Source organism: bacterium (assembly GCA_035505375.1).
GTDB lineage: Bacteria > Hydrothermota > Tepidihabitantia > Tepidihabitantales > Tepidihabitantaceae > UBA2258.
In genome coordinates this window covers 25,183-36,976 of record DATJQV010000086.1, presented here as the reverse complement: position 1 = coordinate 36,976, position 11,794 = coordinate 25,183, and the positions used below count along the sequence as shown (strand labels likewise).

Annotated in this window: 12 protein-coding genes; 1 reads left to right on the top strand and 11 read right to left on the bottom strand. The window is 62.3% G+C overall.

Going from position 1 to position 11,794, the window contains the following annotated elements; all coding sequences use genetic code 11:
• Positions 1-49: 49 nt before the first annotated feature.
• The 5 genes from VMH22_15310 to VMH22_15290 all read right to left on the bottom strand — a co-directional run bounded on the left by VMH22_15310 (position 50) and on the right by VMH22_15290 (position 3,707).
• Complete coding sequence (locus VMH22_15310) at positions 50-541, bottom strand: DUF2721 domain-containing protein (GenBank protein HTW93057.1); 492 nt, start codon at positions 539-541, stop codon at positions 50-52.
• Complete coding sequence (locus VMH22_15305; GenBank protein HTW93056.1) at positions 522-1,574, bottom strand: shikimate dehydrogenase; 1,053 nt, start codon at positions 1,572-1,574, stop codon at positions 522-524. Before VMH22_15305 ends, VMH22_15310 begins: the two co-directional genes overlap by 20 nt.
• Positions 1,571-2,134 (bottom strand): hypothetical protein, encoded by a 564-nt coding sequence (locus VMH22_15300; protein ID HTW93055.1) that lies wholly within the window; start codon positions 2,132-2,134, stop codon positions 1,571-1,573. Before VMH22_15300 ends, VMH22_15305 begins: the two co-directional genes overlap by 4 nt.
• A gap of 94 nt (positions 2,135-2,228) precedes the next feature.
• Positions 2,229-2,606, bottom strand: a complete 378-nt coding sequence (locus VMH22_15295; protein ID HTW93054.1) for a VOC family protein — start codon at positions 2,604-2,606, stop codon at positions 2,229-2,231.
• A 48-nt stretch (positions 2,607-2,654) separates the two neighbouring features.
• Positions 2,655-3,707 (bottom strand): DUF4886 domain-containing protein, encoded by a 1,053-nt coding sequence (locus VMH22_15290; protein ID HTW93053.1) that lies wholly within the window; start codon positions 3,705-3,707, stop codon positions 2,655-2,657.
• A gap of 115 nt (positions 3,708-3,822) precedes the next feature.
• On the opposite strand from VMH22_15290, the gene VMH22_15285 reads away from it, so the two are divergent.
• A complete protein-coding gene (locus VMH22_15285; protein HTW93052.1) occupies positions 3,823-4,932 on the top strand; it encodes an asparaginase in 1,110 nt (369 codons plus the stop codon).
• Positions 4,933-5,114: 182 nt separating this feature from the next.
• Here VMH22_15285 and VMH22_15280 read toward each other — a convergent pair whose 3' ends face one another.
• The 6 genes from VMH22_15280 to VMH22_15255 all read right to left on the bottom strand — a co-directional run bounded on the left by VMH22_15280 (position 5,115) and on the right by VMH22_15255 (position 11,687).
• Positions 5,115-6,005 (bottom strand): DMT family transporter, encoded by an 891-nt coding sequence (locus VMH22_15280; GenBank protein HTW93051.1) that lies wholly within the window; start codon positions 6,003-6,005, stop codon positions 5,115-5,117.
• Positions 6,006-6,219: 214 nt separating this feature from the next.
• Positions 6,220-6,882, bottom strand: coding sequence for a class I SAM-dependent methyltransferase (locus tag VMH22_15275; protein ID HTW93050.1), 663 nt, complete (start codon positions 6,880-6,882; stop codon positions 6,220-6,222).
• Between the two features lie 52 nt (positions 6,883-6,934).
• Positions 6,935-8,167 carry a hypothetical protein gene (locus VMH22_15270; GenBank protein ID HTW93049.1) on the bottom strand — a complete coding sequence of 411 codons (1,233 nt, stop codon included), beginning with the start codon at positions 8,165-8,167 and terminating at the stop codon, positions 6,935-6,937.
• A gap of 463 nt (positions 8,168-8,630) precedes the next feature.
• Entirely contained in the window at positions 8,631-10,538 is a 1,908-nt protein-coding gene (locus tag VMH22_15265) for a hypothetical protein (protein HTW93048.1), read from the bottom strand.
• A gap of 508 nt (positions 10,539-11,046) precedes the next feature.
• Positions 11,047-11,469 carry a putative toxin-antitoxin system toxin component, PIN family gene (locus VMH22_15260; protein ID HTW93047.1) on the bottom strand — a complete coding sequence of 141 codons (423 nt, stop codon included), beginning with the start codon at positions 11,467-11,469 and terminating at the stop codon, positions 11,047-11,049.
• Positions 11,466-11,687, bottom strand: coding sequence for a CopG family transcriptional regulator (locus tag VMH22_15255; GenBank protein ID HTW93046.1), 222 nt, complete (start codon positions 11,685-11,687; stop codon positions 11,466-11,468). The genes VMH22_15260 and VMH22_15255 overlap by 4 nt, the downstream gene beginning before the upstream one ends.
• Positions 11,688-11,794 lie beyond the last annotated feature (107 nt).

Genomic DNA, 11,794 nt, shown 5'->3' with positions numbered 1-11,794 from the left:
CCGTCCGCCCTCCGCCCTGCGAGTAGAGGGAGGGGGTGAACAACATCCGCTAGCCGTGCAGCCTCAGCTCCTTTATCTCCTCGGTGATTGCCTGGTGAGACAGGCGGATTTCGAGGTAGGCGAGAATTCCGGCCCAGACAACGGTCGCTAGCCCGATGACGAAGAGCACGAGCATCAGGACCTCGAACCCCCGCGCCACGCTGGACAGGCCTACGCAGAGCGACGTTAGGGCGAAGACCGCGACCGCAAGGTACAGAAGCCCGCAGGCGTTGCGGAGCAGCAGGGCGCGCCTGAGCAGGAGGTCAATCTGGTTCCGGATGGAGAGACGCCGGACCGTGTCGATGTCATTCGAAAGACCCCGGTCCTCGGAGTTCAGTTCGCGGGTCCGGTCGACGATGCGGCCGAGTTTGTTCGAGACTGAAAGCAGCAACAATCCGCATGCCGATATCATCACCACCGGCGTGACCATCGACTGGACGAGACTCAGCAGGCTGGCAGTCATCAGGCACCTCCCTCTATCGTCATCGCTCCTCTTCTTCAATCTCCGCGGCGCTTTCGCCGAGCCACACGTCAAACCCGTGCTTCCGCCCGATTTGTCCTATTTCCTCGACCTTGACCGGGCTGATGTTGTCGCCGAGGGAGAAGTTCTCGAACCTGCCTTCGAGCGCCAGCGCCATGGTCTCGGCCATGCAGGCATATACTACGCCCCGCGAGAGGCCGATGTCGACACTGAACTCGGGTTTGCCTGGCAGTTTCACGCGGCCGCCATCCACCACGGTCACATCACTCCGCTGATGCTCTACCTTTGAGATGTTCTTGGGCACCGACACATCGGCAACAATGCTCCCCGACCTCAGTTCATCGGCCGAGAACAATGCATCCGGAGCGCTGGTCGTAGTGATGACAAGGTCGGCGGCCGCTACCGCCCTGTGTGCGTCCATCTCCACGCCCACCTCGGTCGCGCAGGACTTCGCGATGTCGGAGCGCAGCCGTTCCAGCTTCTCCTGGTGCCTGGCATTGATGAGCACCCTTTTGACCGCGGGCGCCAGCACCGTCGTGCAAAGCGTCCCGATGGAGCCGGACGCACCGATGACGGCAAGTGTCGACTTAGACAGATCCACGCCGCGCTGCTTGGCCAGCCGCCGAATCGCCTCGACCGAGGACCAGGCGGTCATCGCGCTGCCGCTGGTCACGGCCAGGCTGAGACGTGACGCGACGGTATGTCCCTTGTCACCGACGATTGACGTGTACCCGCCGAGACCCAGAATCTTCGCCCCCAGCCGCTCGGCGATTCTGCCGGCGGCGACGATGCGGTCTATGACGGGCCCGGTCTCAAGGCTGAGCATCTGCGTCGGCAGCAGCGGACAGACGACGAAGAAGCCCTGAATTTCGTGTCCGAGAAGGGAGCTGATCCGGCGCACGCGAGAAATGAGATAGGGCTTCTGGTATTTGATGAGGGACAAGACCAGACCTTCAGGGAGGTAGCGCATCGCGGGCATGGCCTTGCGCACGTGTCTCAACGTCGGCGGATGCACGACGAACCCGAAGGAACCCGGCTTGCCTGTCGGAGTCATTTCGCGGCGCCGCCAAGCGACCGGATGAGGTCAGTATCAAGCCTCCCCTTCGCTCCCCAGCCTTTCACGCCTTCGGGAATCTCGGGCCGAAACTGCGCGTACAATGCAAATGCCCGCGCCGCCAGAACGTCCGGTTCGAATGACCGGGCCAAATCTTCCATCGCCGCACGGACGGCAGCGAGGTGCTCACCGAACTTGGATTCGAGATACACCTGAGTGCTCTCTGGTAACACCGGTTTGTCCTTATTCACCGCCCGTATCCCTTCCGGAGTCCTGACTACCGGAATCTCGCGTCCCATCAACTCCACCGCGTCCAGCTTGCCGCCCGTCTGCTCCTCCAGGCGTTTCCTTCTTTCCTCTCTCCTCCCGCCTCCTTCCTCACTCCTCGTGTATATGCCCAGCCGTTGCCCCTTGCTCTGTGCGTTCAGGCCGGTGACCGCCTTGCCCAGCGACAGCGCCTCGTCGCGGCTGAACCCCAGCCGCTCGGCTACAACCGTGGCCCACAACGCCAATACCGGCGCTCGGTTGATGATGACCGTTTGCCCCGTGTCCATCGCCATGTCACCAAAGGAGTCCAAGGGTCAAGGATTCTAGGATTCTAGTGCCGACACTCGACCCCTCGAATCCTGGAACCCTCGATTCCTTTCGGTTCATCTACTTGCCGCCGAGGGCTTCGAGGATATTGCCAGCCGGGTCATAGAACTGGAACCAGTACTGCTCGCCGCCCATGTGCATCGGTTCCTCTTGGATGAACCGGACGCCGGCGGCCTTGAGTCGCTTATGCGTTGCGTTGGCTGAATCGACCGAGAAGACAAGCGCTGTCCGCATTGTGTCTCCGGCGTAGATCGCGGTCTTGTTCTTCCCCTGCAGGTACAGCCCAGTGCTGTCGGGAAGCTTGAAGAAGCACGCTGCGCTGCCCATGTCATACTCCTTCTCCAGACCCAGCACGCCGGCGTAGAACTCATACGCCTTATCGAAGTCATCAACATACACCGATGCGAACGCCAGTCCCTTTACTTTGTGATCTGCCATTCCTTGCTCCTCTCCCAATAGGACAATCGGCTGTCGTTCACTTCGACACTAGCGGACAACGACGACCTTGCGAACGGCTTGCGGCTTGTGGCTTGCGTCTTGATGCCCTTCTCGCAGGAAGTAGACCCCGCGCGGCAGAGCTGTAGCCCTCGCCGTGACGTTCGCTCCCGCCTGGTTGTACACGGTCATCCCTGCGGGCAGAGATTGCAGCGCGAACGCACCTGACCCGACCCGCTGTCGCGCGGCCCCCGGCGCGTCAGCTATGCCCGACACGGTTTGCCACGCCATCTCCTGGCAGAACCGCGCCGTCGCTGAATCCAGACCTCCGTAGAACTGCAGGCCAACCGGGTTCGACTCATACAGTACCGCGTAGAACACGCACGCCCCGAGGTAGGTGCCCTCGAGCATTGGGTGACAGGAGTCAACCTGCCACAAGTCGACGAGCGAGTCGGTGTGACGCGCCCGGGCGAACGCCATTCCGACCGGCACCAAGGTGGACGACAGTTCCTTCGCAATCCCCTCGTACGCAACCCGCAGGCTCTCCTGCATCTCGAAGTAGTCTTGGAAGTCAGGACTCAAGGAATCACCGTAGTTATGCTGACCGCCGTACTTGTAGCCCCACGTCATATAGAAGGCGGTCTTCGCGCCCTGGAGCTTGATGAGCGAGTCGAGCCGGCGGGAAGCCGGGTACATGCTGTTGTATCGCCAGTAGGGGATTGTCGGAATGATGCTCTGCTCCTGCAACACGACGAAGGACCACGAGTCCTGCGCAATCTTGTCGAGCGTTGCCTGCGTCTTCGTGTGGTCCTCAAGCGAGTAGCCGCCGAATGTGCTGGCATCGGTCCGCACCGGCTTGCCGCCTGCCTCGGACAGTCCCGCAAAGAGCCCGGGAAGGTCGTTCACGTAGGTGAGGCTGTTGCCGATGAAGAGCACGCGCAGGGAGTCATCGGCCTGAGCCAGCGCGGCCAGAGCAATGACGAGAGCTACAACGCGCAGGCGGACCATTTCAAGATGATTGTCGGGTGCGAACGGCCCCTCGTCAAGCCGCGCCGTGCGGAAGGTACCAACCGCGGATGAACACCGATGGACATAGATGCGCATCGTCGGCCGTTCAGTGATTTCTGCCTTCTGCGGTCTGTCTTCTGACTTCCGGCTTTGGCCGAGTGCCCGATAACGCGCGTTTGACTCGCGTGATATCGCGGCTAGATTCTGCCCGATGACCGCCGCAGCGCAGCATAGCTATGACCCAGGTAACCGCGGCTCGGGCGTGCTTGTCGTCTACACCGGCGGCACCATCGGCTCGATGCCCCGCGACCCGCAAGACCCGAAAAGCCCGCTCGTGGTCGTGGACTGGGCCGAGTTCCGCCGCCGTACCTCGTCGCTCTCCCCGCAACTCGCGGACGGCAGCACCAACCCGCGCTACATCGGGTTCAACGTCGACGGTGCGAGCCTCGAGCCGCTCGACTCGTGCAACATCGGCCCCGACTACTGGGTCGAGTTGGCGCGCGTCATCGAAGAAAGCTACGACCGTTATGAAGGCTTCGTCGTGCTCCACGGCACCGACACCATGGTCTACACTGCCTCGGCGCTCAGCCTCATGCTCGAAGGTCTGGCCAAGCCGGTCGTCCTGACCGGGGCCCAGCGCCCGCACCTCGCCAACGTCCGCAATGACGCGCTGCAGAACCTCCTGACCTCGCTGCTCATCGCCAACCCGAGACACTCCGGCCTTCCGGCCGTGCCCGAGGTCTCGATCTTCTTCCACGAGGCGCTGCTTCGCGGCAACCGCAGCCGCAAAGTGACGTCGTCCGGATTCGAAGCGTTCCAGTCGCCCAACTACCCGCCGCTGGCCGCGGCCGGCGAGAGCATTGTGGTCGACCGACGTGTCCTGCGGACGCCTGGCTCGCACCTTCACCTGCGCAGCCACATCGAGCCCAACGTCGCCTCGGTCATCTTCTTCCCCGGCATCCAGGAAGCGTCGATTCTGCAGGACGTGCTCTCTGACCCGAAGCTCAAGGGTGTGGTCCTCATGACCTATGGTGCGGGCACGGTCCCGTCCGATGCGCGTGTGCTTGACCCGATTGCGGCCGCAGTGAAGCGCGGGGTCGTGGCGATTGCTGTCACTCAGTGTGGCGGCGGACGCGTGGAACTGGAACGCTACGAAGCAAGCACCCGCCTGCTTGAGGCCGGAGTCGTGTCCGGCCGTGATATTACGCCCGAGACCGCGCTGGTGAAACTCATGGTCCTGCTCGGCGACAAGAATCTCACGCCAACCGATGTACGGCGACTTCTCAGCAAGGATCTCGCCGGCGAACTGACTGTCAGCTAGGCCTCGCTCCCTCCGGCAGTTTTGGCTTTTGGCTCTGACGAAAACGGGGACTGTACCGCGGCGCTCGTTCCTACGGTGCCCCGGGCACGTCCGACGCAGCCGCTCCGAGGGACTGTCCCCGATTTTCGTCGACATTCTGCCTTCTGTATTCTGACTTCTGACTTCGTCCGGACTCCCGGAAACTACTCGACCTCGCCCGGACCGGCGATGGTTCCAAGATAGATGGCGCCCAGCGTCACAACTGCTCCCGCGCCTTGCAGGATGGTCACGGGATGCTTGAAGAAGAGCACGTCCCAGATCGATGCAAGCACCGGTTGCAGAAGCAAGGTGAGGCCCGCAAGCGAGCGGCGCACTCGCGGCAGCCCGCCGGACATCAGCACCCAGGCGAGGACCTGCCCGATGACGCCCAATGACACGAGCAGGCCGAGGCTCGGCGCGTTCGGTATCGCAAACCTCTCTCGCTGGACAAACGCGATGATGCCAAGGAATGCGGCACAGCAGACCGACACGGTCGCCATGTTCGCCACCCGCCCGCCCAAGCCGGCTCCATGCTGTAGCCGACGCAAGGCGACCAGGTAGCCGGTGTAGCAGCAGGCGCTGCCGAGTCCGAACAAGACACCATGGCGAAATCCGGCGCTGCCGAGTCGCCAGTCAACGCCGACTATCATCGCTAGGCCGAAAATTGCCAACGGCACCGACAGAGCCAACCGCCACGTCAGCTTCTCCTTGTAGAAGGCAAGCCCAATCCCTGCCATCGGAAACACCTGGCAGCCTACGAGAATGGTCGCAAGACCTGGACCAACGAGGCGAATGCTCCGGTTCCACATGGTCATATCAAATGCGAAAGACAGCGCCGCGGCCGCAGCAAGCAGGATTGAGGCACGGTCCAGCCTTAGTCGCTCACGCGCGAAGAGAACGATGATGAGCAGAATCGCGCCGCCGAAGACCATTCGGTAGAAGGCCGTGACAGTCGGCGCTACCGCCAGCACCCGCACTATTGGCCCGGTGAAGCTGACAATCGCCGCGCCCGCGGCGAGTGCGGCAACGGACCGATTCTGACTGCTGGCTTTCATCTCGTGGTCGGCGGTCAGTCTAGACGCGGGCGGCTACAAGTAAAGTGTAACCAGAGGAGTTATCCGGCCGAAGTCAGATGTCAGAGGCTAGATGTCAGAAATCCTGAACCGGCACTAGTGTGCATCTGTGTCCATCCGTGGTTGACCAGTCTGATTCAGTGATTCTGAATTCTGGTTTCCGGATTCTGACTTCTCAATTGTCTGTTATCGCCTTCTAGCGTTTCCGGCAGAGGGTCAGGCCGTCGGCAATCGGGACCAGGCTCAGGTCAATCCGCTCGTCCTTCACCCGCTCGGCGTTGAATGCGCGGATAGCCCTCGTATCCGCGTCCCGCTTCGCTCGGTCCGCCACCCTCCCGCTCCACAAGGTATTGTCGATGGCGATGAGGCCTCCGGTCCGTACCAGCCCGAGGCATTGCTCAAAGTAGATGCCGTCCTTGGTCTTGTCGGCGTCGATGAAGGCAAAGTCGAAACTGTCGCGCCCGAGTTCCTTGGCGAGCTGCTTCAGCGTCTCCTCCGCCTCGCCGAGCCGCAACTCGATGCGCCGCTCCACACCCGCCTTCTTCCAGTACCGTCGCGCAATAGCGGTCCATTCCTCGCTCCGGTCACAGGTGACGACCTTTCCGTCCTCGGGCAGGGCAAGCGCCATGGCGGTCGAGCTGTAGCCGGTGAAGGTCCCGACCTCGAGCACCCGCTTCGCGCCCATCACCCGCAGCAGTAGTCCCATGAGCTGCCCTTGCTCAGGAGAAATCTGGCAGTCGGCCTCGGGCATCGGCCGCGTCTCCTCGCGTAACTCACGGAGTACCGCCGGTTCTCTCAGCGAAGCACCCAGCAGGTATTCGTACAGCCGGTCGTTCAGATATATGGTCTTGTTAGACATAGGTGCTATTCACCCGCAACTTCCGTACTAGAGCCGCCGCCGGGCGCGACGGCTACTGATGAACCCGGCCGATCCGATGGAGCGGTTGCTTCACGATAAGGCTCGTCGCCTCGATGCGGATATTGCTGTCGAGGTCGAATCCGAGCCCCTGCCCGACAAACGGCAAAAACGGCATACGGTTCAGAAACCGGTCATTTACATAGAAGCTGATCGTCTCGCCGGTGCGACGAATGCTCAGCTTGTTCCGGGCGTTGCCCCTGTGAATGAACGGGCTCGCCGTCCACTTCATGAACGTCGTGTCCGGGCCCGCCACCTTGTAATGGCCGTCGCCGGAAACGAGGAACTTGAAGCCGTTCCCCTCCGAATCATGACCCCAGGCAATCCCGTAGCCGTTATTGTCCACGCCGCCGACCTTGTCGATGACCGCGCTGATGTCGAAATCGTAGGCTGAGTTGATGTCCGCCTCGGCGTGCGTGTTCCAGGATATGCTCGGCACTTTGAGCTCAAAGATGTACCGGCCGTCACGGAGCGACAGGTAGACCGAGTCGTTGTCGCGCTCGGACCATCCCCGCGCATTCGTCCCGAAGTCCTCGTGCATGATGGTCATCCAGTCCGACGGAACCGGCGGGGCCGGGATTGCCGGCTGAAAGACTCCGACCTCACGCACGATCACCCGCGCCGAATCCACGACCATCGGCCCGACCCCGGTGCCGAAGACCGAATCGAAGGGAACAGTGGCGACGGCCGCACCGTTGACGGAGCAGGTTACCGAATCGGCGTGGCGACTCACCGTCAACCGGTTCTTCGCGCCACCCTTGGCGACGCCCTCGGAGGTTCCCCGGGCGAGCTTCAAGAGCGAGTCGGGCGAAGACTTGGCCACGAGATAATTGCCCTGGCCTGATATGAGAAAGTACCACGAGTTGTCGGCGTCCTTCAAGCCCCACACGAGGCCGAACATCGCGTCTTCGCTCCCCCCGGTGTTCTCCAGCACGCACTCGATGACGAAATCACGCTGCGGCTCAAGCAGCGTCGGAGCCCACGAAGCAGCCGCCTTATTAAGTTGCTGGTCGATCACGAGGCCGCCATCGACAAGCTGCATGACTGTGAGGGAGTCGTTCAGCAGATCCCATCCAGTGTCGCCGGGCGGGAACTTGTCGAAGAAAATCGTGTCCAACTGCTGGCCGCCGGCTGAAGCAGCGAGCAAAAGGAACAGAAGAAGAAGGGCCGCACCGCGGGCACCGGAACCGAAACCCGACCTCGGAACGCCGAAAGTGATCTTACTCATGGCAGCAACTCTTACTCAAGAATGCTCTCGTGTCAAGCACTTCGCCTGCGGCCGCTGCAGGAAGCCGATTCCCCGGCTGGACCTCCGTCTCAACCTCGTGCTCGCCTCGGCCTGAGGACCGACCTTATTATGGAGCTGCAGCTCAGCCCGACAACAGAGATGGCGTGTCGACTGCGAACGCGAGGGGAGGCAGGGACAGTCCCACTGAGTGCCAGCGTCGGACTTGGAGCGGTACAGTCCCCATTCTATCCTTCGAGCTTCAATCGTCATTCGTGTTTCGAGCTTCGGGTTTCTGGAAGACAGGGACAGTCTTGTAGGGGACGCGTCGCGGATGTGTCCCAACGCTTGGATTCTGCTCCCTACTCTTCGTGCCTTGGTGTCTTGGTGGCAAGACTCACTGTCCGCCAATTCTGCACTCTGGTTTCTGGTCTCTGAATTCTGGTCTATCCGCCCCCTGTCCGCACTACAGGATCTCGCAGCGGCCGGCGAAGCAGGCCGGCTCGACGTCCACGGTGGTCGTGTCGCCGGTCATCGCCTCGAACTTGCCCAACTGCGAGAAGTCGAGCTTCGGGAACTTCGCCGCGCGGTCGCGGTACGTCGCCTCGTCTATCTCCTCGAACGGCGCAAGCTCGTACTCAGCGTCGGTGTAGGGGTAGAACGTGACGCCGACGATCTCGTCCCAGTGCTCGTACACGTAGTTCGCGACCTTCAGCCACTCGTCCGGCTTCACGTACACCGTGCAGGAGGCGTTGTGCGTGCACCAGTGCTGCTGCACCTTCCGGTACCAGTCGAGCTGCTTCAGCGCGTCCATCTGGTCGCGGAAGACCGCGGTCGCGGGCGCCTGGACCGGGAAGGTGACCACTGCAGTCGTGAAGTTGTCGCGCGTCTGTCCGGTTTCCGGCTCCCACGGCAGCCCTTGGGCGCGGAGCAAAGCAAGTACCGGGTCGTTGGCCGCAATCCGGTACCGGCGCAGGTAGAAGCGGCTCCACCGCGGGTGCAGTCCGCTGGCGGAGTCGACCAGTTGCGATACCGTGCCCGATGGCTTGACGCAAGTATAGGCGGTGGCCGCCGACACCCCGAGGCAGCGGGCGGCTTCCTCGACCGTGCGCTCGACCACGGTCTTCAACTGCTCGAGCACCTTCTCGGTCAGGAGCGAGGGATGGTCCATCTGCCCGGTCAGCGAAACACCTGCCAGCCGTTCCTCGTTGCAGTTCTCCGTCCACTCCTTGCGCAGGAAGGGGAAGAAAGTGAAGGTTCCTTGGATTACTCCCAACCATGCCGCGGTCTTCACCTTGTCGACCAGCATGCCGATGTCGTCATCCGGCCGCAGCACCACCTCGGACAGGTTGCAGAACTGGTGCGGCCGCAGGATGATCTCACCGCAGGGATTGGTCCGCTCGTCGCCGCGGTACTTGCGGGTCGTCGAACAGGCCACCGGCACTGCGCCGACATTCAGCATACCGCGCTCGCCCGAGCCCGAGGCGGCCATCGCGGCCCACTCGTTCATGAACACGATCGGGTCCGGCTTCTTCGTATAGGCGACGCTGTTGTTGGCGATGAACCGGTAGGACGGGACCGGGCCGCGCGAGAAATCCTTGGCGTGGCGCATCTCCTCGTCATCGATATCCGAGAACGAAATCATGGCCGAACGCCGCTTGCCGCCCATGACTATCTTCTCGGCGACGAGGCAGCAGATGTCGTGGCACTCCAGCGACGTCAGACGACGGCCTGCGGCATGGCGCACGATTGCCTCGACGTCGGCGAACAGCCGCACGAGCGATTCGGAGCCGGACGCCCTGCCGCCCATCTGCTTCAGCCGCGCGCCATACGGGCGGATGTGGGAAAAGTCGAAGTGCACCGACTCGCCCGCGAACCATGTTTCGAGGGCGAAAAGGAACGCCTTGGCCCAGCCCTCGCGTGAATCCTCGATAACGTAATCGTCGCGGCTGTCCACGCCCGGCTGCGCCACCACCGGGAGCTGGTTCACGAACTCCCGCTCCACCGAGAACCCGACGCCCGAACCGCACATCAAGAGGAACATCAACTCGGAGAAGCATCGCAGGTCCCGAATCGGGAAGTAGGCGCAATTGTAGATGCAGCTATTGTCCTTGAGCACGACCGGGCCCGCGGTCGCCACCAGCCGCATCGACGGCATCACGCTGAACGTCGCGAGCCCGTCCCGTATCCGTTCCCAGACCCGGGTCGGCACGTTTTCGCGACCCGGCGTATGGTCGCGCAGGAACGAAACGACGCGGTCCACGACCTCATCCCACGTCTCGCGTCGTCCGTCCTCCTCACGCCACCGGCAATAGTGGGTCAGGGCGACGAACTCTGAGGCCTGATTCGGAAACACGCTGTGCTGCTCTGCCAAAGTTACTCCTCTTACGGTACCAAGTTCCGTGAAATCTGTGTAATCTGCGTAATCTGCGGATGCATTTCGTACGGGGTCCCTGGGTTCAAGGGTTCCGGGGTTCGGGCCGGAATCTGCGTCATCTGCACTTACTCCTCTGCCTTGACCTTGACCTCTTACCGTCACTTCATCCGCGTCGTCTGCATGACTCGCCAATCTCCGGTCCGACGCCACTCAATCTGCGTAATCTGTGCAACCTGCGGATACTCTTCCGTTCAGTCGCTTCCAGTACAGTTTGACTCGGTGTTCGGGATTTGGGCTTCGGAGTTCTGACTCCGACACTGCGAGTATACCCTCCCCGGGCATCGGTTCAAGCGCTTCCGGACCAACGCGACGCGCAGAACTTAGTCCTCCTCACCTTCGCTCCGCTCTCCCTCTCCTCCATGAGGAGAGGGTTGGGGTGAGGAGCACAACAAGGCGGGACATGACCACGATCGTCCCGCGCCCGGACGTCGCTAACTGCCGGCCGTCAGCCTCTGCCGCCGCGTGGTCGCCCTGACTTCAGCCCCTCCCAGAACTGACGGGGCGACACGATCCGCATGCCCTCGACCGTCACCAGCTCCACCAGCTCCCGGTCGCCCGTGACGAACACCTCTGCCCGGACCGCAATCGCCGCCCCAAGTATCGGCAGGTCGTCACGGTCATTCAGTTCGATTTCGGGAAGCCGGGCAGGCGAGGCGACCTCGGCCTCCTGCTCGAGCAGCCGGATGAAGTCGGCAACCGGGCCCGGCCTGACTCCCAGCTTCAATCGGAGGACGCGCCTGACCTCGTCCAACACCTGTTGCGAGACGACCAGCTCGTGCGAGGCCAGGACGGCGCGAAAGACGTCGGCGCACAGGCCGCGCGTCGCCACGGCGGCGACCAGTACATTAGTATCGAGGAAGACCCTCACGAAACGTCGGCAAACACGTCTTCATCAGTCAGGTAGCCGCGGGCCTCGGCAAAAGGCATCACCCGCTGACGCAGCCGCTCGAACTGGCTGATGCGAAGCTGACGGCGCAGGGCTTCCCGGGCGACCTGACTGCGGTTCCGGCCGGACCGGCGGCTTGCCTTGGTCAGCAGCCGGTCGAGGTCCGGGTCCAGCCGGATGGTGAGCGTGCTTGATTTCATATGTAATACAATGTAAGACAGGCCTGCCTGCCTGTCAATTCCGACTTCTGCACTCTGACCTCTGGCATCTGACTTCTGACTTCGACCGCTCCGCTGCATCGTCCCTC